Source organism: Laceyella sediminis (assembly GCF_003003125.1).
GTDB classification, from domain to species: Bacteria; Bacillota; Bacilli; order Thermoactinomycetales; family Thermoactinomycetaceae; genus Laceyella; species Laceyella tengchongensis.
This window is the reverse complement of the sequence record NZ_PVTZ01000002.1, coordinates 333,198-356,129: the sequence shown is the minus strand read 5'-3', so window position 1 is coordinate 356,129 and position 22,932 is coordinate 333,198. Positions and strand designations below refer to the sequence as shown.

The window sequence follows — 22,932 nt, the reverse complement described above, 5'->3', positions numbered from 1 at the left end:
CACATGAGGAGGCCCATGTTCATTGGTGTTTAAAGATTATCTCGCCAAAATAGGCAAAGGCGGCACCCGTGTTGACTTGAAATTGGGAAAAGAAGAGTACACACTGGGTGAAACGATTGCCGGTTCTCTTGTTATCCAAGGGGGCATAGTAACCCAACAGATCAATAAAGTGGACATTGACTTCGCTATTCACATGCAACAGCATGATCAAGTCACCACCCATTTGATCCAACGTTTTTCATTCGGCGAACCGTTTGAAATTCATCCCGGCGCCAAAAAAACATTTCCGTTCACATACACCTTGCCCAATAATTTGCTCTTGTCCGGATATTCCATTTCGTATTCTTTTGCCACCCGGTTGGACATTGCCGAGGCCGTCGACCAAACCGACCATAACTCCATCGTCATCCTACCTCCACCCTCCCTGCGGCAAATCCAAGCAGCTTTGAGGGAGCTAGGATTTCAAGAAAAGTACGGCTCCCGTTCCTTTGACGGTTATTTGCAAAAGTTCGAATTCACCCCCACCTCCGCTTTGGCCAAAGAAGTCACTCACCTTCAATTCGCAGCCAAAATGGAAGAGGACGGCATCGGGTTGTTAATGGAAGTGGATTTGGTGGGGAATCATCAAGTGCGCCGAGAAATCCACTTCACCTCTAAGCAATTGGACGACCCTGCAATCCTTCTGCAAAGACTGCGTCAATCAGTGCAAGAGATGATAAACGAACCTCATCGGCTGGGCGACAGTCAAAAGTACTATTTCCGCGATCATAAGCAATGGAGCAAACTGGGAGCCATCGGCGGCTTTGCAGCCGGGCTCGCTTCTGGATCTTGGTTTAAAGACGATGTCAAGGTAAATCATGACCGATTGCAGGATTATAGCTGGTTGCACTTTGGCGGCAATGGGGAAAAAACATAGCCACTTCTCTTGAAGTGGCTATGTTTCGCTATGCCCTAAATATCCACTTTGACCCGATACCGCTTTAACCATTCGTTTAACTGCAACCAGTATGCCAGCAGAGCGGGCACATTCATCAATTGCCCAAACCACGGCAGATGTGTGCAGGTCAAGTCTTGCTCAACAAACCGGCGAACCGCTTGTCGATCAAGCAATTGAAACATCGGCTCCTGCGCGTCTTCCGTCAATTGCAACACGCGTTGTTGCATGGTACGCAAATAAACAGGGTGATGCGTCTTGGGATAAGGACTTTTTTTACGCTCGATGATTTCCGGGGGCAATATGCCCTTCAACGCATAACGCAACAATCCTTTCTCCCGGTTTCCTATACTTTTCATGGACCATGGGATGTTCCAAACATATTCCACTAGATGATGGTCGCAAAACGGCACCCGCACTTCCAAGCCGAAAGCCATACTCATCCGGTCTTTGCGGTCAAGCAAGGTGGGCATCCAGCGGGTCAGGTTTAAATAAAACATTTCCCGCATTCGCGCTTCTGTCGCGCTTTCCTCAGATAAACGCGGCACTTCCGCCAATGCCTCCTGATAACGCGACTCCACATAGGCCAATGGTTGAATCCGCTGGACGATTTCCGGGGAAATAAACGGAATCCGCTTATCAACCAACCGCGACCATGGGAACGTGTCGGCATTGATCATCTCTTCCCGGTGGAACCACGGATAGCCGCCAAACACTTCATCCGCACACTCACCAGACAGTACTACCGTCATCTTCTTCTTGATCTCTCTGGAAAACAAATAAAGAGATGCGTCAATGTCGGCCATGCCGGGAAAATCGCGGGCGATCATGGCTTGAATCAGGTTTTCTATCAATTCCTCATTATCCAACAGCACCACATGATGGTCAGATTCAATCACATCGGCCATCAATTGTACCCACGGCGCATCGGAGTTGGGTTGAAACTCATTGACATGAAAATGTTTGTCGTTGTCCGCGTAATCGACAGAGAAGGTGGACAACCGCCCCCGTCCCTCTTCAATGAAGGTTCTGGCTGCGCACGCGGAGATCGCACTGGAATCCAGCCCCCCAGACAACATGGTGCCAATCGGCACATCGGATACCAACTGGCGCTTGACGGCATCCTCAAACAGTTCCCGCACTTTGGCAACCGTCGTTTCCAGATCATCAGTGTGGTGGTCGCTCACCAATTCCCAGTAGGGACGAATTCGCAAGCCATCTCTGTCAAAAGCGAGCATATGTCCCGGCCGCAATTCTTTGATATCCCGAAACACCCCGACACCTGGCGTGCGCGCAGGCCCCATGACCAAGATCTCCGCCAGCCCTTCCGCCCCAATTATAGGTTCAATGTCTGGATGGGCCAACAACGCTTTTACTTCTGACGCAAATAGAAACGAACCGCCCACTTGCGAATAGAAAAATGGTTTTACGCCAATGCGATCGCGCGCCGCAAACAACCGTTGCTCAGCCTCATCCCAGATGGCAAAGGCGAAAATCCCGTTCAAATGGCGCGGACACTCCATCCCCCACTGGATATACGCCGTGAGGATTAATTCCGTGTCCGACCGAGTGCGTAGCTGGTGTCCGAGGGACTGCAACTTCAACCGGAGCTCATCCATATTGTACAATTCACCGTTGTAAGTGATCACATAGGTGCGACCCTCCAACTTCTTCTCCATCGGTTGCGTTCCGCCCTCCGGGTCGATGACGATCAACCGGCGGTGTCCCAAAGCGACATGCTCCCCGATCCATCTACCTTCCGCATCGGGTCCGCGTGCTTCAAGCGTCTCATTCATCTTCTCCAGCAAGGTGGTGCAACCCCGTAAATCCCGCTGGTAATCAACCCATCCTGTGATACCGCACATCAGACTCCCCACCCTTTCTAGGCGTATGTCTACTCTTCATCTTATGTGAGGTATTACAAAAGGTGTCTTCAAATCGTCTGCGGCCGTTCTGTTTTAATCTGGAAAAGCCCACCGCTTCACACAAACTTCACGGAAACGCATTATAATAATGGGAATATGAGGTGAACCGCACATGTCTTATTCGATCTTGGTTATTGAAGATGACCTTGACATTCAAGAGCTGATCCAAGAGTTTCTGCGCTCGCAGGCGTACGAAGTCACTGTGGCCAGCGACGGGCTAGAAGGCATTCGCATATTTCGAGAAAAGCCAGTCGACTTGGTGATCCTAGACGTGATGTTACCCCAGCTGGACGGGCACAGCGTTTGCAAGATGATTCGCGACCAATCCAATGTGCCCATCATCATGCTCACCGCTCTGGGGGAGGAGACGGATCAACTCAAAGGCTTTGAGTTGGGTGTCGATGATTATGTCAGCAAACCGTTTTCGTTTAATGTGCTTATCAAGCGCGTAGAAGCCGTGTTGCGCCGCACCCACCGGACCGAACCATCCCAGCGGCTCAGTTATAACGGCTTGGTGTTGGACACTGAAGGGCATACGGTGACGGTGGGCTCAAAGAAGCCCGATTTGACGGCCAAGGAATTTGACATATTGCACGCGCTGTTGCGCAACCGGGGCAAAGTGTTAAGCCGCGACATGTTGTTAAACCAAGTGTGGGGAATTGATTTTTACGGCGATCCCCGTGTAGTCGACACACACATCAAGAATCTCCGCAAAAAATTGGGGAGTTCGTACATTCAGACGGTAAAGGGGATTGGTTATAAAATTGGTGACTAAATTACGGCAAGGCATTACCGGGAAAATTTTTCTCATCACCAGCTTGCTATTGTGTGTGTCCGCTTTGCTCATCTTTTCGCTTTTCTACTTTCTACTCCCTTCCTATTATTATCAATACAAAATCAACCGGTTGGAAAACGGATTCCGAGAGTTGAAGATCGAAGCCGCCACAATCCCGATCGCCAACGCGCAAAAAACGTTGGACCAATTCGCCCATACCTACAACGCGGGGTTGGTGGTGGCCGACTTGGAAGGCCGCGTGGTGTACCGACCGCCCGTCTACATCCAACTAAAGCAACTTCCAGATGCTTCAGCGCTGGGAATCCCCCAGGAATCGGACACCGGTGATCCTGAAACGGCCCGCGTTTATACGGCTGAAAAGCCGCTTACCTTTGCCGATGGAACCTACATCGCCTTCATCAGCGTCACCCTGCAACCGATTGAGGAAGCCTCCGACGCGATCTTCATGTTCATGCCTTATGTCGGCTTGATCATTTTACTGGTCTCACTAGGAGGCGCGTTTCTCTACGCCAAAATCATCTCCCAACCCCTGCTCAGCATCAATCGGGTAGCCAAACGCATGGCCCGGCTGGATTTCAGTGAACGATGTGTAGAAGGCGCACAAGATGAAATCGGCGAGCTTTCCCGCAGTCTCAATGACTTGGCCCGCAATCTGGAAGCGGCTATGGCCGATCTGACAAAGGCCAATGCCAAACTGAAAGGGGACATTCAACGCGAACGGGAGCAAGAAGCCAAACGGCGTGAATTTTTGGCGACAATCTCCCATGAACTAAAATCGCCGATCACCGCAGTCATGGGCCAATTGGAGGGCATGATCCACAAGATCGGGGCATATCGCGACAGGGACAAGTATTTGCAACGCTCATATGCGATCATGCAGGAACTGAGGGAATTGGTAAACGAGATTCTGGAATTATCCAAGCTGGAAATGGTCGACTTCGGCTTAAAGCAAGAAACCTTCTCTTTGTCCGAGATGATCGAAGGAGTAATCAAACGGTTTGATTATTTCCGCAACGACCGACGCATCCAACTGCATACTGACATCCAACCTTCCTTACAAGTCAAAGCGGACCGGGCTTGGTTGGAAAAAGCCGTCTCCAATGTGATCGACAATGCTATGAAATACGCACCAGAGGAAGCCACTGTCTCCATCTCCCTGACCGACGAGGGGGATCACCTGCTACTCAAAGTGCAAAACACAGGGTCGCACATCGATGAAGCGGAAATCGACCGTCTCTTCCAAGCGTTCACCCGGTTGGAAAAGTCGCGGAATCGTAGCACTGGGGGAAGTGGGCTAGGGTTATTCATCGTGAAGCGGATCTTGGAAGTGCACCGTTTCCCATATCAACTGACCAACACCGCCGACGGGGTCTTGTTCTCGATTCGCTTTCCCTCCGACGGACAGCACGTTCCGCCTGACACGCCCTAATCCTTTGGCGAAAAGAGCCCAGAGCGAGCAAGATTTTCACTCGCTTATCGCGAATCTATCAGGGCACCGATCTCACGGCAGGAGGGTGATGACCATCACAGCTTATTGGGATGCGAACAAAGCGATCCTTCAGCTATTGCTCAGCACACTCGCCATCTTCGCGCTCGACTGGTGGGCGAAGGGCATTGAGGTGGAAGGGATGGGGATCGCCTTTGGCGTGGCGTCAATCCGGTTGATTGGTTATCTATTAGGTGGATTTACCGTGCTTCTTTTCCTGCCCTTTTTTCTGGAAGACCGCTCCATCCGTTTTAAATGGTTGGCATTCTTTTGGACCTTCAATCTGTCTGTATTCTTTATCAATCTATTCATGTTGGGGGGAATCGCCGCGTTTCTCGAAGGATTTGAAATGAACCAGTTTACCTCCGTACTGCAAGGCACCTTGATTGTCACCGCAGTGGATCTATTCACCCACAGCCTCGGAGTGAAAGTGCATCTGTAAACGCCGGCAGTTTCGCCTATGTTGCGCGTATAAAGACACCTCTGTCAATGCAAGTCCTCACCCACACTGACAGAGGTGTCTTTCGTCCCTCGCTCTTATTCAATTGCTTTGATGAAACACATATTGCGCATAATACTTGGCGCTTAATTCTAATTGCTCTTCATTCACTTGAAACGCACCATGAAAACGGAAATACGGAAGCAATTTCAGCCCCGTCAGCTTAGCCACTTGTTGCAACGGACGCAAAAATTCGTCAATGGTAAATTGGTTAAACCCGTTGGCTTGATAAGCATCCGCAGAGCCGCCGGCCGAAAAGGCAATGATCAACTCTTTGCCGTGCAATTTGTTGCCGTTTGTTCCGTACGCCCAACCATATGTCAACACATCGTCTTGCCATTGTTTGAGCAACGCAGGCGTGCTGTACCATTGCAATGGAAATTGGAACACAATTCGATCATGCCCCATCAACAACGCTTGCTCACGCTCCACATCAATCCGGAAATCAGGATATTCCTTGTACAGGTTATGTATGGTCACCCAGCGCGAGTGCTGATGCATTTTCAATTCCTTGACCCAACGGCTGTTCACGCGCGAGTTTTCCAAGTTGGGATGGGCTACAATTACTAAGACTCTCATATCTCCTTCTCCTTTGGCCACCATCAGGGTCATTTTCATCTATTTTAACAATAATCAATTCAAATATAGAACACTTTCCTTGCATGGTTTCAACTTTTCCCTCTTGTCCGACCGAAGGCGGGGCAAATCAAAGCCGCCTCCATCAGATCGACGTAAACGGCTTTTAATTGCCGCGTTTTCCTGTGATTGGCTATGTACTCACACTAGGGCGTGTCTGATGAATAGGCCAGCGGCTCCAAAACCTTTTTCTCATTCGCTTCACTTGTGCATCGGAACTCCTCGAGAAAAGGTTTTTCCGCCGCTTCTTCCCCACCAACTTGATTTGCCAGACACACCCTAGTCATGTGGACTGTCCTCCGTCCATCTTAAGCTACATTGCTACACTTTCAAATTGAGTACATACCCTTTTCCTCTCACATTCTCGATCTTTACCGCGTTTTTTAATTTCTGGCGCACGCGGTAGATCAATGAATTCACCTCGGTCAAACTGACATCCGGGATTCCGTTTGCTTGTGGCGACCGTTCAGACCACACGGCCTTGATAAGATCTTCAGTGGATACGAGCTGGTAACGGCGTTCATACAACAGCAAGAGCAGATTCCACTCTTTTTCCGACAGCGAGATCGGTTTGTTAAAAACCTTACAGCTGCGTTTATGCATATCGATCGCGAAGGCGTCAGTGGCTGTGTCCTGCATAGCGGACACGTCGAGGTTCAAATCCAATGTTTGTTCCGCGTACGCATAGACAAATTGCAATTGCACCATTTCCCCCGCCAAACGGATCAGGTCATAATTTTTCAACGGATATGGCTGATGTGGGCGCAACCGCTCCGTACCCACTTCCGTCCCCAATTTGCTTCCGAGATCACAGATAAACGCTTTCCCTTCTATGATGTCAATCGATGCATGGAGCCGAGAGATGCATTGATGAACAAAAGCCAAATCCGGTTTGACATCTTTACTCGCTCTGCCCAAGGAGTATCTTTCCTTGTCAAGCGCAACACATGCTCCCACAGGAAAAGGAAGCCCCTTTTTCACATAAAGATAAGCTAGCGGTTCCATCCTGTTCCTTCCTCCATAGAAAAACAATAAAATTTACTGATTATAAAATAAATGTACCATGAACGCAATATAATTTGTGCATATGATATTCACATTTTTAGCACTTTGGCAAATGCCTCCAATTGGGTGTGCAAAAAAACACCCCGCCGAATGGCCAGCGGGGCGTCGATCATTCTTATTTCTTGGAGATTTTGATCTGAGCAGCTTTTCCGTCCTTAAGTACCTTCTTCAACTGGATTTGCACACCGTGCTTCGGCAAGATTTTACCCACTTCAGGCGCTCCTTTGAGGGAGTAGTCATTGCCGTCAAAGAAGGTGGAAACCCCGGGCAATCCTTTGTAATGCATAGAGCCGAGGCTCGCGTAGTTTTCAATGTTGATGTCGGAGGTTTTCTTGAAGCCGAAAGCAGCATCTACCAGTTGGTAGCGATCGCCAGCCGGTTTGCTCGGATCGTTGTTCCAGTAGTGGACACGTTGGTGAGCGTCAACCAGTCCGTTCATGCCATAACCCGCATGAGCGCTGGTGTTGTTGTCCAAGTAACGGCTATCCACATACCATACGAGCATACCCGGATCGCTGGTGATGAAGCTGTTGCCACGGCGCAAGTATTTTAGCCCTTTGTCCACTCCATTGTGCGTGCGCCATTCTACCAGATAGTAGTTGGGGTACATCTTCCCTTTGCCGTCGAAATGGATGAAGCCAGACAAGGTAAACTTCGGCGTTGATTCGGCATCGTCGGCGAAGACCGTTTTGCCGTCGGCGTCTACCACAATGTTGTCAACATAGAACCCTTCCATCGCCAACCCGCCGTCAGTGACATAGTTGAATTCTACTTTGATCTTTTTGTTGACGAAAGCGGACAAGTCGATTTCTTCTTTGACCCAAGCTTTCTTGGTGTCGTCGTCAAACGATTTGACCGTCTTCTTCTCGTTGGTTGCTACATCGATGACATTCACATACAGATAATCGTAACCAGCCTCGATTTGTCTCCAAGAATCGAAACGCAACACCGCTTGTTTCGCACCAGTCAAATCGATTTCGTTTGAAACCATGCGGGTGTTGAGGTCGTCACCCATGTCGGAGAAATAAGCGAATTTGCCACCCACTGGCTGAGTCGGCGGTAGTTTCTCCACATCGGGCAGATTGATTTTCAGCACTTTGTTTTCCGGTTTCAAGTTGACAGCTTCATTCAACTTGACATCCTTGCCTCTCTTGGTGAGGTCTTTGAGGTCGACTTCTTTCGCAGCGATCCATTTCCCACCAAATGTGGTTTGCAAATAGAGCTTGGACCACGGGTCAAATCCGACAGGTTCGGTACCGGATACTTTACCATTCCAGGAACCACCAGACATCAAGGACCATGTGCCAACGGGGGAACCAAGACCCGTGTTGGTGGTGTCATACAAGTCCGGCAAGCCCAAATTGTGGCCATATTCATGCGCAAATACGCCAACTGCGCCATCTTCCGGTTGAATCATGTAATCATAAGCTTTAAGTGAAGTTCCTGGGATTGCTGTCGGTTGTTTCAGCGTCCAACGGTGAGACCAGATCGCGTCTTCCCCGAGCTCTCCGCCGCCCGCTTCTTCACCCACGCCGGCGTGAACCAGCATCAGGTTGTCCAGCATGCCGTCCGGCTCCATCACGTTGCCATCTTGGTCCAGGTCATAGGGGTCGCGTTGGTCATATTTTGCTTCGTTCCCTTTAATAGCTTGGCCCACTTGGGTCAAGGTTTCGACAACCAAACCGCGTGGGTCGGCATCGTTTTCTTTAGCCGTCCGCTTGGATTCCAACCACGGCGTAACCGTCCCATCAACGGTCCACGTGCCGCCTGATTGTTGCAGATAGAATTGGGCCATCGTCGTCAGTTTAAGCCCTTCAGGCGTTGTGTATCCTTGCTGATTAAACAGCATTTTTTGATAATGGACCGGATTAAAGTCTTTGGTGTAGAGATAGCCAGGCTCTTCTTTCAAGCGGTTATGTTTATAGTCCGGAAATTCGACCAACGCCAGCACAATGTTGTCTTTATGAGCGTTTTTGCCGAATTTTCCTCTTTTGCCTTTGTTAGCCTTTTGGGCATTTTCCTTTTGGACGCCTTCCAACCCTTTTTTCGCTTTTTTACCAAAAGTGGTAGAGGTGTCGATACCGCTTTCAAAAGCACGCTTCTTCACATATGCTTCCACCGCTTTTTCTACTTCTTTCTCGGAAGCCTTTTTGCTGACGACACCCCGTTCCTTCAGCGCTTTGGACAAACGCTCAACATCAACACTTGCCCAGTCGATGTGCTTTTCATGCGTTCCTGGTGCAGTCGGCTTCGCCAAGGCCATCGGCGCGGTAGCAAACCCGCTGATAACCAACGCGGAGGATAGCACACCAGCCATTGTTTTGCTGAATTTCACTCTACTCACCCTTTCCGGACTTTTTAGTGAATTACTTACATAACCAGCCTCTCAAAATAAAATGTGCAATAGACCCCTCAGTCACAGTATTAAGTAAATAATTCTAACTATATTATATTTAAATACTATGTTAAAGGAAAACAATATTATTAAAATAACCTATTTTTATTTATGAACAAACCGTGAACAAGCGGCCTGCACATCGATAAAACCTTTACTACAAGCGTTGGGATACTGCATAAACCAAGGGATTTTCGGGTAAAGGGAAGGTAGCCGTCGCCAAGAAGCCTTCCACCCATATACACATCCACGCGCTACAGAAAAAACAATAAAATCTAATTATAGCAAAATTAGGCTCCCTTCTAAGCATGACAAATGATCTATCGGCCGGCTCCGCAAGAAAAAAACACATGAATATGCACGATGAAACGATGTATTCACGCTAGGGGGTTAAACGATGAGATGGAAAAAATGGTCCGTCGCCGCTTTACTGATATGTATAGTGACTTTGTCTGCCACACCGACAACCGTTGACGCCAGCAGCTTGTTCAAAGCCGGGCCGGAAATGCCAGGCGTCAAAAACTACGGTTGGGTTCCGCAAGGGCTCACATACCTTAAATCGAAAAACTGGCTCTTAATCTCTAATTATTGGGATCAGGGAAAAGGGGCAGAAGGACATCCCAGCACCATTGCTGTTGTGGACAAAGCTTCTGGCAAATATGTTAAAAATGTCTACCTGTATGAGGGGAAAGGGAAAAAGCATTACGGCCATGTCGGTGGCATCGCGGTAACCTCTAACTACCTGTGGGTCGCTTCCACCACCGGGAAACACAGCTATCTCTTGCAATATCCGCTTTCTAGCTTGATCTCGACCAAGAGCAAAGGGAACATCTATCCCAAAAAGGTGCATAACCTCAAGCATGCCACTTCCTATGTCACCTACCATTACAAATACAAGAAAAACAACCCCACTCCCGACAAACAACTGTGTATTGGGCAATGGGTTCCCAAAAGCAAAGGGTCGCACGGCAATCTGTACTGCCACTCGTTGGATAAAAATGAAAACTTCTCTGCCAAGTACACTACATACCAGACGCCAACCGACGTTCAAGGCGTAGAGTTTTACGGCAAAGATGTGGACAACAGCGCCTATGTCCTCTACAGTCGCTCATTTGGACGCAAATACGACAGTAAGCTGGACATCTACAAAGGATTTGGTAGCAAAGCCAAAAAAGTGAAGAGCGTGACCATGCATTCTATGTCGGAAGAAATAGTGCAAGTCGGCAGCCAGCTCTATGTCAGCTTTGAATCAGGTGCGAAAAAATATCGCAGAGGCGGGAAACGTCAAACTTATCACCTGTATTATGGCAATATTAAGTCGCTCGTGAAGTAAGCGGCGAAGCACACGACAAGAGGCACCGCCCCCCGTTTAAAAACAGGAGGCGGTGCCTTGTTTGCAAGCGGCATATTCAGCCGAAATATATTCCCATCTAGAGGAATCCCCTTCAAGCCTATGCACCCAACCACTGCTGGACAGCAGGCAACCTTTTGACAACCAATCGATCCACCATAAAAACAAACAACATCGACAATCCGGCCAGCGGCATCAGAAGCCCCAGACCAATAACAATGGCTGTCAGTCCCCTCGTCAACTTGGCGTCCTTGGGCAGAGCAGGTGCGCCCAACTTGCCGCGCGGCCTCCGCTTCCACCACATCACCAGGCCGCTGATCGCCACCGCTACCAAGCCAAGACAAACCACCAGCCCGATCACTTGGTTCGGCAAGCCAAAGTACCGACCTTCATGTAAGGCAATGCCGATGGAAATCACTTTGGCCATCCAGCCATAGTCGGAAAACCCGACACGAACCAACACCTTCCCGCTATATTGATCAATGTGCAACACCATTTCATCTTCTGGTTTGTCAGCTGACAACGACACAGTGTAAACCCCTTTGTCCCCCTCAGGAAAATACACCGTGTAACCAGAGGCCACTTGGTTCGCTTTAGCAATCTCCATCACCTGTTCCAAGGGCAAGGGAGTCGCCTCACCGGATGACTCTGGGACGGGCACCTTTTCCGCTGCCCAAGGGACATCGGCAACTTGTTTGGTCGGTTTGGCGGATTCCGGCTTGGGTCCGCCTACAAATGCAAACGCGGGGTATCCCGTATGAGTGGACGTCGCCAATTTACTGATCAAATCCCCAGCCACGCCAGACCATGGCAACCCCGTCAAGATCAGCAAAATAGCAAACCCTGATAACCAAACTCCGGTGACGGCATGGGCATCGCGCCAGAATATCCGCCCGCCTTTCGTCAAACGCGGAATCAACGCACCGCGGATGGTTTTTTCCTTGGGCCACCACAGATACAGACCCGTGATGACCAGGATCATCGCCCAGCAGGCAGCCAGCTCCACCAATCGGTCTCCCATCGTCCCCATCATCAATTCACCGTGTAACTTTTCGATCTTCTCCAACAACCGCTCGTCTTCCTTGATCTGACCGACGACACGGCCCGAATAGGGATTGACGAAAACCGTTGCCGACTGCCCCTTGTCCATCACCCCAACTTCGGCTGTCCGGTTTGGCCCATCACTCGGCCGATAGCTCGTGATTTGCCCATAGGGGTATACCTTACGCACCGCTTCCACCTGCATGGATGGCGTCAACTTGCCGTTTTGCTTCTGAGGTTCCTGAATATAGTAATCATCCCGATAAAGCCAATCCTCCAATTGCGGCTTAAACAAATACACCGCACCGGTAATAGATAGGATCACAATAAACGGGGCAAAGATAATCCCCGCATAAAAATGCCAACGCCAAATCAACTGCATCAACCGTTGAGGTTTGTGAGCTGTGGTAGACACTGATTCTCCTCCTGTCTTCTCAATCATGCAGGAATGCCTACTCGATTATAAAGCGCCATCCAAAACACCCACATGACTCCAAGGAGCTATCATTTGTGTCTATCCAGTGACCAAAAAAGTAGCAACGCGTTCAGTAAGGGAAGAAACTAGACGAAAAATATATAATTCATCGTGCTAATCACATTTAATTCATCTAATCACTTAAAGGCCTTCTTTGGTTGTCGTTTGTTCATCTCTGCGAGGTGCTAATCACATTTAATTCATCTAATCACTTAAAGGCCATGGACGTTCTTTCCCGTTACTATCGCGGTCTTGCAGTGCTAATCACATTTAATTCATCTAATCACTTAAAGCCGGCTGACTTTGTATATGGTTCCGTGCGTGCCGTCCTTGTGCTAATCACATTTAATTCATCTAATCACTTAAAGCCATATAACTCCTCAACTTGGGACAGGTCTTGGATAAGTGCTAATCACATTTAATTCATCTAATCACTTAAAGCTGGGCCGCCATATCGAACGCGATCTTGACCAGCTGTGCTAATCACATTTAATTCATCTAATCACTTAAAGAATATTACCGATGAAAGACATGCCATCGTGCTTGAAGTGCTAATCACATTTAATTCATCTAATCACTTAAAGGGGGCCATCCGGCAACCCAATGCAACTTCGGGTAGTGTGTGCTAATCACATTTAATTCATCTAATCACTTAAAGCAACCCTCTACTCTCAAAAATTATCGGCAGCTCCGGGTGCTAATCACATTTAATTCATCTAATCACTTAAAGAGTATTACTTGAAATCCTTTGTCTTACGTGCAGTTTCACTTGTAAATTCGAGCACTTCCTCTAGAACACACTTTTTATGAATCTATATGTTAATAAAATAAACCAGTGAGTTGGAATACATCTTGATACTAAAGGGTTACGAGGATCGTAAGTCTTTTTTGTCATCACTAGGCGCTCGCAAGTTTATTTTACTTCTAAGCACTTTCTTCTATTCAAATAAAAAGACCTTGCATAATGCAAGACCTTTTTATTTAAGTGATTAGATAAATAATGTAATCCTGTGGTTGAATGGATTTTTTCCATCCTTAGCACACGCACAGTATTCTTTGCCCTTTAGGCAAATTTAATGTTACCACATTTAGAAAATACAATCAAATACTAGGGCGCGTTTGATGAATAGGCCAGCTGCTCCCAAACCATTTTCTCATTCGCTTCACGCGTAGCGAGGCGCTCCTCGAGAAAAGGTTTTTCCGCCGCTTCTTCCCTACCAACTTGATTAGCCAGACACACCCTAGTGAAAACGCCCCATCCAAAGCTCATGACATTGGACAAGGCGTTGTGTTTAGTTGATCGGCAATAAACAACTTCCACTAAGGGCGTTTGAATACTGATCTGATAAGCAGCAGTGCCAATTTTTGACCTTGAGTCAAAGGGACTGTACTGATATTACGCTTGGGGCGGCTCGCCTTGGAAGCGCTTCACCATATGATTCACCCCCTTTCACTAATTATCTATGTCATCCTTGATGATCCACGGAGGAACATCTGGTTGGATGCCGCTATCTAACAGGCGTTGGCGTGTTTTTTTGTAAGAGTCGTACACAAGTTTATTTACGTTGCAATGTCCAATTTTTAGTATCCAGTAAACATCATTCACTGTTACAACACGAAACTCAGTGTTCAATTCGTTGATGGGGATTCGGTAGTTCCGCAAGCACTCACGGAACAAAGTATAAGACCATTGCAAACCACGTTCTGTATAAAAACTGAATGTTTTCCCCTGGGGGTACTCTCCATCTTTCCTCCAAAATGTATATCTGTACAAGGTCATACCAATCACTTTAACTGTGCGCCACTATCTTAGTTGTTGTGGCGGCTTTTTTTTGAGTTGTTCATACAACCAGCCAAACCTGCCGTCGCTGATAATGAGAGTTTCATTGATAAGCATCTCTGAGACATAGTTTAGGATTTCCTTTGATTTCTTAGGGTCGATATTCACTAGCACACAGGCATACGCTACTGCTCCTAGTGTCTTTTGAACATCAACTTTCACGTTGTCAACCCCTTTTCAATTAGCTCGTTCATGAGTATAGTATATATTGGTTTTGTTGCAACATTCAATAAATTGCACCAATTAAAACAATAAAAGTTGCTTTTTTGCAAAAATAAACGATACGGATATATCAAACAGGAAAATGACGAGATATTATAGCAAGTTGCAATAATATGCATTATTGATATGAAACTATAGGGGGGATTTCATGGATTTCGAAAAAATAGGAAGGATGATACGGAAAGAACGGTTGGAAAGAGGTTTGCGGCTAGAAGACCTAGCCGACGAGCACGTGTCGGCATCAACTCTCTCCGCAATGGAGAGAGGTAAAAACACAAGTCAACCCAAATTCCGCTATGTACTTGATAAGTTAGGTTTAACAATAGAAAGTCTTAACAAAAAAGAAAGCGAATCTACTGAGCGAGAGAACCTACAGCTATCTGTTATTGAAAGTCTAGTGTACATGAATCCGAAAAGAGCCATCACTGAATTGAAGAAAAGGGACTGGTCTCCGTCCAAAGCACCCCTAATTAAGTATCTTAACGCAAGGGCACGTATGAGACTGGGTGAGGATGCAGAAAGTGAATTCCATGCAACCTTAAAGGCCCTTGAGAAGTCAATAGGGTATAATAACTCAAATCTGCGCTCGTGCTGCTTCGGTTATTTGTCGGTACTCGAGTATCGAAGAAAACATTACTACCGAGCATTGGAACTTGTTGAAAAAGGCATTGAATGTTTCAACATGGATGGAGAGCGAAAAAACTTTTATCTAGTACTCTCTTTAAACAGAAGCATTTACTATAAACAACTGGGTCAGATAGAGAAGTCCTTGAACGCACTTGAAAAAATAGACAGTCACACCTCTTTTGACTTGAACATAGATTCTGTACTTGGAATATATGACCTTAAAGCGCGTCTAAAGCTAGAGATCAAATTATATCAGGAAGCAATCCAGATTGCGAAATCGGGAATAGAGATCGCAAGGATCAACTACAACTATGATCGCCAGCTTGAGCTTTGGATTACTTTGGGCAGTATCTACAAGGCTAAATGGAGATCAGAGAAGCGGAAACACTACTTGGAGATGGCAGGTCGATGTTTTAGCGCGGGAATTCTCTTGGAAGGGAAGGTGAAAAGGAGAAAAAAGTTGATCTTTGACGCTTATAAAGAGCTGGCAATAATTTATAGAAAAACCAAAGAATTTGAAAAGACACATCAAATACTTGGCGAACTTATCAGAATTACAAAAAATGATGAAAACATGGTACAATACTCTAGAGTCATGGTTGAGGTAGGCAAAGTCTGCCTCGATGAAAACGATCTGGAGTCAGCTATCCAATCATTCCAAGACGCCTTGAACACGTGCGATTCCGAAGATTTAGAATATCAAGCTGTGTTTGGTCTTGTTCGCGCCTATTCCCATTTAGGCGAATCGCACGAATCACAAGTGCTTACACACACAAAACGTCTGGTGCGACTCCTTGAAAGGAGGGTTGATGATGACGGAACCGACTGATGACTAAATATTTATAAAAGCCGCCATTTGGCGGCTTTTATCTTTGCAAAATTGAAGGTATTTCAACATCCAAATAGTCTCCAGTAACAAGATCAACGATTTCTTCTGAAAGCCCCTGGGACGAGCAAACGGGAGTGAACCTAGTGCTAATCACATTTAATTCATCTAATCACTTAAAGGATCGTTAAGCTGGAAAATGGAAATTGGGCAGTTAAGTGCTAATCACATTTAATTCATCTAATCACTTAAAGGATTCCTATGCGGCTTTTTATCCCCCGATGTACTCAGTGCTAATCACATTTAATTCATCTAATCACTTAAAGAGCACTATTTGGAGTCTATGTTTTACCTTATCTCCCGTGCTAATCACATTTAATTCATCTAATCACTTAAAGCAACAAATCAGACATGGAGATTGCCTGTATCAATGGGTGCTAATCACATTTAATTCATCTAATCACTTAAAGGGAAAAACCATTGTTGGTGGAATCGTGTTGATTGTGTTAGCGTGCTAATCACATTTAATTCATCTAATCACTTAAAGCCGCTTCGAGATCGTTTGTATATGTTCTTAAAAAGTGGGTGCTAATCACATTTAATTCATCTAATCACTTAAAGAAACGTGGAATATTCCACGAAATCAAGGGATATTCCGTGCTAATCACATTTAATTCATCTAATCACTTAAAGCTCCAAATAGAGTTAAAAATAACATCAAATAGAGTTAAGTGCTAATCACATTTAATTCATCTAATCACTTAAAGCATTTGGAATGCTGAAAACTTCTCACCAGGTATCTTCGGCGTGCTAATCACATTTAATTCATCTAATCACTTAAAGGCGGTTGTCCCCTTCAAGCGCCAAATAGGATTCCACGTGCTAATCACATTTAATTCATCTAATCACTTAAAGGACCGAATGCGTGTTGCGGGAGCAACAGGCGGTTTGGTGCTAATCACATTTAATTCATCTAATCACTTAAAGAGTATTCCTTAAAAACCTTTGTCTTACGTGCAGTTTCACTTGCAAATTCGAGCACTTCCTCTAGAACACACTTTTTATGAATCTATATGTTAATAAAATAAACCAGTGAGTTGGAATACATCTTGATACTAAAGGGTTACGAGGATCGTAAGTCTTTTTTGTCATCACTAGGCGCTCGCAAGTTTATTTTACTTCTAAGCACTTTCTTCTATTCAAATAAAAAGACCTTGCATAATGCAAGACCTTCTTATTTAAGTGATTAGATAAATAATGTAATCCTGTGGTTGAATGGATTTTTTCCATCCTTAGCACACGCACAGTATTCTTTGCCCTTTAGGCAAATTTAATGTTACCACATTTAGAAAATACAATCAAATACTAGTACACAAGGTTTTTCAAATCCATTGCAATATATTTTCGTCCAATTGTTGAAATTCGTTTTTCCAATTGTTCTGAAGTAACAGGCCCAATGTGTACCAACATAATTTGATCCTGAAATTGATGAATGACTGGATCAAGTTTAGCAATTAATTCCGCTTTTTGCGTATTGGAAAGCTGACAAAGAAAGACTGAATACTGTACGTGTTCCCCATATCCTTTCATGATTTTGAAGATTTTTCTCCATCTTTTCTGATCTGATATATCATAGGAGACAAGATAATAATGACGCATGTATTCACCTACCGTGTCATAAGAGGGCGGTATACTTGCAATTCACCCTCTAAAAACCGTGAAAATAATCGAGTTTCTACATCAAGGATTCTACGATAAGAAACCTTATACCCAAAAGTCGGATGAGTGATTAGCTCGTTCATTCTTTGTTCGTATGCTCTAAAAAACGCCTGTCGCCCACTTTTCTTCAATAAGCAACTATCATCACCTATGTAGAAATCCTCTAATTGAATTTGCTTGGTGTTCCATGCTTTGATGACAACACTATCCACAATAATGGGACGAAATGTTTCCATTAAATCCAATGCTAAAGATGGACGTCCAGGGACCTCTTGATGAAAAAAGCCAAAGTGAGAATCCAACCCAACTCCAGCGCAAACTGCAATCATATCCCTCAGCAAGAGAGTATAGCCTAAAGATAGCATGGCATTAATGGGGTCTTTGGGTGGGCGGCGATTTCGTCCATTCATAATCTCTTCCGCTTGAATTAAACCGCTTTTTAACATCGACGGAAAAGCGGAGAAATAATACTTGCTTGCCAACCCCTCGATGCCAAGAAGTTCGGCTAGGTTTTTCGTAACCAAAGCTCTTTTTTTCAAATCCATCAATTGACTCATTACTTCTTTTGAAGCTTTGCCGTTTCGACGAAGAATCGTTCGCTGATTGTGAATCTTCGCTTGAACAATCCATTGCGCTAATTTCAATGCTGTTTCTGGGTGTTGCAATCGTAAAAACTGCTTACTCCTTAACTGTATATTTTTTGTTGACAATGGACTGGACACACCGATTAGTCTACCGTGTGAGGTCAAATAACTAACAGCAATACCATTGTACATCAAGGTATGAAGAAGCTGGGTTGAACACTGAACATTCCCCATGATGGTGACATGAACCAAGTCCTTAATAGGAACTGCTTCAACCTCTTCTCCATTTTTATTCTTAATGATCAGAGACTCACCACTTTTGCTTAATCTGCTCCCATGTTCTGATACATACAATACACCACCGTCTACACGATCTGGCACTATCCGGCGTATGTTGGAGTTTGATCCCATCAAATAATGGGTTTCATCCGGCAAACACAAATAATTCAAGGAGCAACGGAAGCATTTGTTTGAGTCAACCAAAGGCTTAGGGATTTCCGATGATTGGAGACTTCGTGCTCGGTCAATGCAGTATTTCGTCGCAGAAATCAGACCTTCTGTAAAGTCGATGCGGACACGTTTTTTATTACCCCGATAGTAAAGGTAACCATGATTTGAGTCATAACCATTAGCTTGAAGCAATAATGCTTGTGCACATAATTGAATTTGATCATTTGGCCAAGCTACACCAGACAAAGCAAAACCACCCACATAGAAGACATGCGAAGAATCTGGAGCCGATGAGTGTTTCCACTCAATCGGCGCCCATGTACCATCTTCATGTGATATGGCATCTAATTTTCCAACCAAATTCAGTGAAGGATCCCCTAGATGCAAACTTTGAGGAGTCAAATCCCAGAAGTTTTCAGAAACTTGTTGTTTGACTCGAGATCGCTTTTCCGACCTGCGATGTTGCATTGATCCTTCAATGGTATCTGCATTTTCTTCAAAAAGACCTTGGACATGCATGAGATAAAATAAACGCTCACAATATTGGACTTCATTCAGCATCCGTACGGGTATGGGCTCCAATGCTCATTAAACCTCCAATTATTCCTCCATCCTTTGAACAATTGTTTTTTTCATATAAGCTTGAATCATAGATTGAACTTTTCCCCAGAAAGTCTTTTGTTCTACCCACTCTTGCTCTTTGAAAAATGTTCCACTTGGATCACGAAACAGTATCATCGATGAAGGGGGTTTTCTCTCAGTGATGGAAGAAAAAGTATTCTTATTCCTATTTTTTGACCATTTCGCCCATTCATATACATCTGAACCTTCCACTTTAACAAAGCGAAAAGTTTTGCCCTGTTTTTTGTGTACCGTTTTATTTTTCGGTACATAGGTGACAATCTCCCCTTCCATAACGGATTCGCAGTTCACGCGAAACCACATAGAAGGATGCCAAAAACGCTTTTGAATATTTTGCGCTGCGTTAATATCCGCGTGTAGTGTTAAGATTCTCGGGTTATCATAAGGTTTTTGTAAGGTGGCAAACAGTTCCCCTCCACTCCAAGGAACCAAATCCCCTTGTTGAAGATATGGACGATGCTCTTCTTTGATAAATCCGGCTTCTATTAATTCATGGATGATATTCGTTTCATTGCGAAGGTCTGCCTCTGTTAAAGCATGACAACGAATGCCTGGTGCCCCCGTGCGCCCATGGTATCGAGAGGAATAGGCGGCATAGACGTCGGCAACTTGCAGACCGAACAATTCCCCTTGCATTTGAACGAGTTTTGGAATAGAACGATGAGACCATTCCATCAATTTCTTATTCTCCCGTCGTGAACGCTCATAGGAGAAGCGGTAACTGCGAAGATTTTCAAATAGAACCACTTGGCATGCTGGATAGACTTCTATCCATTTTTTCTGCTCTTGATCATATTTGTAACCAAGCGCGGTCATGACGATCAAATTAGCCAATTGTTTGAGGCGGTTTTCTTTCACTTGGTTGATGTGGTGTTGTATCTGTTTGGCAAAGGTCTCAAACCGTTCAATCCGTTTGACGACGCCGGGTTCTCGACTTCGTTTACTCCAGCGCGTGAGAAGTTTTTTAGTTGCTTCCAACTCCTCAATACTCCATAAAGATAGGCCGGCAATGCCTTGACGCCCAGTTGAAAGGTCTTTTCTCCACAAGCTGATTTGCTTTCCAACAACTGGTTCTAATTGGTGATGGGCATTTTTAATTGCTTGGTTCCATTGCAAATCATTCTCTTTTGCTTTTGAGTAAAGTTGAGATAGGGCTTGATTCCAAGCAGTTGCAATCTCTTCGTTTAACTGCCAAGACGCTACCTTCTGTAAGAGCTTGTCTATCGCCTGTATTCGCTCGTCCTCATTCACTTTTTTATGCAGTCTCAAAATCGCAGATAATTGATCGACTTGTTGCTTGATTCGGTTTCGCTCTTTCCAACGTATCTCACGCATCTGCTTAATTTTTTGAGGTGGGTTTTCACCTGGAAGTGCAAGGAGAAAACTGCGTTGATGTACTGCAAACAGTTCCGTTCCCTCTAGTTGATAGAAGAATTTGTAGGGGTTATCAGGTGCTTCTTTGGTAATTTCAAAAACAGAGACCGTTGCACTGGTGCGCTGGCCAAGATCGATACTCATCACACGTAGCCCTTCTGAAAGCGAGTCCAGTCCTAAACTTGAAACACGACCGGATTCCCCCACCCATTTCTCCAATTGCTCTGCTTTCCATCCTGTTACGATCTTGGTTCCATCAGGATGCGTTAGAACGGTTAAGGCCTTGCCCAGTCCGTTTTGCAGCCGACCATTTTTTACTTCCACTGCTGGCCGAACATCAACTGATATATTAAAGAATACCTTCCCGATTTCACCCGTTTCTTCAATTTGCTGTTGTGTGCGTTTATTAAGGAAATTTCGGTCCCATTGCAGTTTGGCTCCTGCGAGCGTTCCCAAATGAGGAAGATTCGTACTGTAGTCATAAAACACAACTTCCCGCTTTTTTTGCTTTTGTTCCTCTTGTAACCAGACCTGACGATGAAATTGTTTTGATTTAGCAAGTGAGAAAGGCACTTTTTTCACTTCATGCCATGAACCATTTTCATCTGGCAGAATGAACTTATCTAGTATGAGTGTCAGGTTTCGTTTGGTATCCTGAACGAGGTCATATCCATGTATATTTGTTCCTCCTGGTGCCTCATAGCGTACCCACAAAGGATGATCCACGGAGTCTGGTAGGGTAAAGGTTGCATCTTCTTTTGCTCTTCTCAATTCCCGCTGCAAGTGATTAAGCTCTGCAAAATCAATGACTCGCTCGGGATAACCCCGCCAAATATCATGATTTTCTTTTTGGGCGAGAAATTGATAAATGGCTGGGTCTCCAAATTCCCCTCTCATCGCGGTTTGACAAGTTGCGACCTCTTGCCAATATGCTTCTTCACTTGCTGCCGAATCTAATCTCATCCAACTATGGTAAACACGCTCCCAACCACGAAGCGCTTTTTTGGTTAGCGCGTACGGTTCATTTGGGGCAAATGCATTTTCTTCAAGACTTTTCTCTTGTTGGGCTTCATATTCTCTCAACTTATTCATCCATTGAACATCCGATTCGGAAAAGCGGCTTGCAAAGTCGTGGGTTTTCTTCTCAAATTGTGCACGCCGTTCTCTTACTCTCCGATTCCATGATTCCCAAGAAAGTAATCGTTCAATGGCTTGTTGAAACATATCCCGATCCCAGGTACGAGTATATCCGCTAGCCTGAGGTAGCCAATGAATGTCACCCACTTCATCCGTGTACATAGGAAATAGAGGAATAAGCCCCATTTCCTCAAGACGTACTAATGTTTGGCGTTCAGCCATGTATTTTTCGTACTCTTGTACCCAGTTTGGATCACCAGCATCCTTCATTTTTTTCCATTTGGGAGTAGGCCCGGACTTGGATACATCTTTCGTTGTCTTGTTGTTTGGGTCAACGAGTGGCCCCAAAAAGAAACGAGCCTTTAAACTCGCATTTCCGCTTTTTCCAATGACAGATGGGACGATCTCTTCATATAAATGGCGTAGCGTTTGTAATAACGTTTGATCATCCACTTCCCCTGACCATTGGTTGCGCTGTTGCTGTTTATGTACTCTTTCCAAGAGTTCGCCTTGGATTTCCTCCTTTGACCGTTTCTCAATCTCGTTGGTTTCCTCATTTCGAATGAATAGATCTTCTTGTCGAAGTAAAACCAACCAGTTCATATAATAAGCGATACCATCATTGATTAACTGATGGGTACGCCATAACCCTCTACGAAGTTCCTCTGCGTTGACACCCGATTTCGTCTTTATTTTCAGCTTAAATGAACGAATGGACATAAAAAACCTCCCAAGTAGTTAGGATATTTCATCTCATTTTAATCCTTTCTACTGCTCATTTGAACATGTATTCATAATAATCCAACCAAAAGATTATCAACTAATTTCTATTTATGCAGTTTGTATTAAACAATCAGAATAGGGAAAAAATGAAATACGAGAGGATAAATGTAAACGAGTTATTTCAA

The 22,932-nt window shown here is 45.3% G+C and carries 16 protein-coding genes and 2 CRISPR repeat arrays; of the genes, 6 read left to right on the top strand and 10 right to left on the bottom strand.

Going from position 1 to position 22,932, the window contains the following annotated elements:
* Positions 1-25: 25 nt before the first annotated feature.
* Positions 26-916: a sporulation protein gene (locus tag CLV36_RS04490; RefSeq protein ID WP_245888287.1), complete on the top strand. Its 891-nt coding sequence runs from the start codon at positions 26-28 to the stop codon at positions 914-916.
* Positions 917-951: 35 nt separating this feature from the next.
* Here CLV36_RS04490 and asnB read toward each other — a convergent pair whose 3' ends face one another.
* Positions 952-2,799 (bottom strand): asparagine synthase (glutamine-hydrolyzing), encoded by a 1,848-nt coding sequence (gene asnB / locus CLV36_RS04485; protein ID WP_106341870.1) that lies wholly within the window; start codon positions 2,797-2,799, stop codon positions 952-954.
* 172 nt (positions 2,800-2,971) lie between these two features.
* On the opposite strand from asnB, the gene CLV36_RS04480 reads away from it, so the two are divergent.
* The 3 genes from CLV36_RS04480 to CLV36_RS04470 all read left to right on the top strand — a co-directional run bounded on the left by CLV36_RS04480 (position 2,972) and on the right by CLV36_RS04470 (position 5,583).
* A complete protein-coding gene (locus CLV36_RS04480; protein ID WP_102991171.1) occupies positions 2,972-3,634 on the top strand; it encodes a response regulator transcription factor in 663 nt (220 codons plus the stop codon).
* Positions 3,627-5,084, top strand: a complete 1,458-nt coding sequence (locus tag CLV36_RS04475) for a sensor histidine kinase (protein ID WP_245888286.1) — start codon at positions 3,627-3,629, stop codon at positions 5,082-5,084. The genes CLV36_RS04480 and CLV36_RS04475 overlap by 8 nt, the downstream gene beginning before the upstream one ends.
* 85 nt (positions 5,085-5,169) lie before the next feature.
* A complete protein-coding gene (locus CLV36_RS04470) occupies positions 5,170-5,583 on the top strand; it encodes a phage holin family protein (protein ID WP_146130592.1) in 414 nt (137 codons plus the stop codon).
* A 99-nt stretch (positions 5,584-5,682) separates the two neighbouring features.
* Here CLV36_RS04470 and CLV36_RS04465 read toward each other — a convergent pair whose 3' ends face one another.
* The 4 genes from CLV36_RS04465 to CLV36_RS04455 form a co-directional block, all read right to left on the bottom strand.
* Complete coding sequence (locus tag CLV36_RS04465; protein WP_102991168.1) at positions 5,683-6,219, bottom strand: NAD(P)H-dependent oxidoreductase; 537 nt, start codon at positions 6,217-6,219, stop codon at positions 5,683-5,685.
* Positions 6,220-6,422: 203 nt separating this feature from the next.
* Positions 6,423-6,563: a hypothetical protein gene (locus CLV36_RS17160; protein WP_181352822.1), complete on the bottom strand. Its 141-nt coding sequence runs from the start codon at positions 6,561-6,563 to the stop codon at positions 6,423-6,425.
* Positions 6,564-6,597: 34 nt separating this feature from the next.
* Complete coding sequence (locus CLV36_RS04460) at positions 6,598-7,281, bottom strand: winged helix-turn-helix domain-containing protein (RefSeq protein ID WP_106341868.1); 684 nt, start codon at positions 7,279-7,281, stop codon at positions 6,598-6,600.
* Positions 7,282-7,456: 175 nt separating this feature from the next.
* A complete protein-coding gene (locus CLV36_RS04455) occupies positions 7,457-9,676 on the bottom strand; it encodes an immune inhibitor A domain-containing protein (protein WP_106341867.1) in 2,220 nt (739 codons plus the stop codon).
* A gap of 457 nt (positions 9,677-10,133) precedes the next feature.
* On the opposite strand from CLV36_RS04455, the gene CLV36_RS04450 reads away from it, so the two are divergent.
* Entirely contained in the window at positions 10,134-11,069 is a 936-nt protein-coding gene (locus CLV36_RS04450; protein WP_106341866.1) for a hypothetical protein, read from the top strand.
* 118 nt (positions 11,070-11,187) lie between these two features.
* On the opposite strand, the gene CLV36_RS04445 is transcribed toward CLV36_RS04450, so the two are convergent.
* Together CLV36_RS04445 and CLV36_RS04435 are read right to left on the bottom strand one after the other, a co-directional pair.
* Positions 11,188-12,543, bottom strand: coding sequence for a PepSY-associated TM helix domain-containing protein (locus CLV36_RS04445; protein WP_245888277.1), 1,356 nt, complete (start codon positions 12,541-12,543; stop codon positions 11,188-11,190).
* Between the two features lie 171 nt (positions 12,544-12,714).
* Positions 12,715-13,333: a CRISPR direct-repeat array (repeat unit 36 nt; unit sequence GTGCTAATCACATTTAATTCATCTAATCACTTAAAG).
* Between the two features lie 1,074 nt (positions 13,334-14,407).
* Positions 14,408-14,605: a hypothetical protein gene (locus CLV36_RS04435; protein WP_106341863.1), complete on the bottom strand. Its 198-nt coding sequence runs from the start codon at positions 14,603-14,605 to the stop codon at positions 14,408-14,410.
* A 208-nt stretch (positions 14,606-14,813) separates the two neighbouring features.
* Between CLV36_RS04435 and CLV36_RS04430 the strand changes: the two genes are divergently transcribed.
* Positions 14,814-16,121 carry a helix-turn-helix domain-containing protein gene (locus CLV36_RS04430; RefSeq protein WP_106341862.1) on the top strand — a complete coding sequence of 436 codons (1,308 nt, stop codon included), beginning with the start codon at positions 14,814-14,816 and terminating at the stop codon, positions 16,119-16,121.
* A 143-nt stretch (positions 16,122-16,264) separates the two neighbouring features.
* A CRISPR array of direct repeats spans positions 16,265-17,105; the repeat unit is 36 nt; unit sequence GTGCTAATCACATTTAATTCATCTAATCACTTAAAG.
* 378 nt (positions 17,106-17,483) lie between these two features.
* On the opposite strand, the gene cas2 is transcribed toward CLV36_RS04430, so the two are convergent.
* Genes cas2 through cas12b form a run of 3 tightly spaced genes read right to left on the bottom strand, consistent with a single transcriptional unit; the run spans position 17,484 to position 22,744 of the window.
* Positions 17,484-17,777 carry a CRISPR-associated endonuclease Cas2 gene (gene cas2, locus CLV36_RS04425; RefSeq protein WP_106341861.1) on the bottom strand — a complete coding sequence of 98 codons (294 nt, stop codon included), beginning with the start codon at positions 17,775-17,777 and terminating at the stop codon, positions 17,484-17,486.
* 8 nt (positions 17,778-17,785) lie between these two features.
* Positions 17,786-19,432 (bottom strand): CRISPR-associated endonuclease Cas4/Cas1, encoded by a 1,647-nt coding sequence (locus CLV36_RS04420; RefSeq protein ID WP_106341860.1) that lies wholly within the window; start codon positions 19,430-19,432, stop codon positions 17,786-17,788.
* 39 nt (positions 19,433-19,471) lie between these two features.
* A complete protein-coding gene (cas12b, locus tag CLV36_RS04415; RefSeq protein ID WP_106341859.1) occupies positions 19,472-22,744 on the bottom strand; it encodes a type V CRISPR-associated protein Cas12b in 3,273 nt (1,090 codons plus the stop codon).
* Between the last annotated feature and the right edge of the window lie 188 nt (positions 22,745-22,932).

Excerpts from the sequence above, each read along its gene's own strand:
- asnB (WP_106341870.1), bottom strand. The coding sequence starts at position 2,799 with ATGTGCGGTATCACAGGATGGGTTGATTACCAGCGGGATTTACGGGGT.
- CLV36_RS04460 (WP_106341868.1), bottom strand. The coding sequence starts at position 7,281 with ATGGAACCGCTAGCTTATCTTTATGTGAAAAAGGGGCTTCCTTTTCCT.
- cas12b (WP_106341859.1), bottom strand. The coding sequence starts at position 22,744 with ATGTCCATTCGTTCATTTAAGCTGAAAATAAAGACGAAATCGGGTGTC.
- CLV36_RS04420 (WP_106341860.1), bottom strand. The coding sequence starts at position 19,432 with ATGCTGAATGAAGTCCAATATTGTGAGCGTTTATTTTATCTCATGCAT.
- CLV36_RS04450 (WP_106341866.1), top strand. The coding sequence starts at position 10,134 with ATGAGATGGAAAAAATGGTCCGTCGCCGCTTTACTGATATGTATAGTG.
- CLV36_RS04465 (WP_102991168.1), bottom strand. The coding sequence starts at position 6,219 with ATGAGAGTCTTAGTAATTGTAGCCCATCCCAACTTGGAAAACTCGCGC.
- CLV36_RS17160 (WP_181352822.1), bottom strand. The coding sequence starts at position 6,563 with ATGACTAGGGTGTGTCTGGCAAATCAAGTTGGTGGGGAAGAAGCGGCG.
- CLV36_RS04430 (WP_106341862.1), top strand. The coding sequence starts at position 14,814 with ATGGATTTCGAAAAAATAGGAAGGATGATACGGAAAGAACGGTTGGAA.
- cas2 (WP_106341861.1), bottom strand. The coding sequence starts at position 17,777 with ATGCGTCATTATTATCTTGTCTCCTATGATATATCAGATCAGAAAAGA.
- CLV36_RS04480 (WP_102991171.1), top strand. The coding sequence starts at position 2,972 with ATGTCTTATTCGATCTTGGTTATTGAAGATGACCTTGACATTCAAGAG.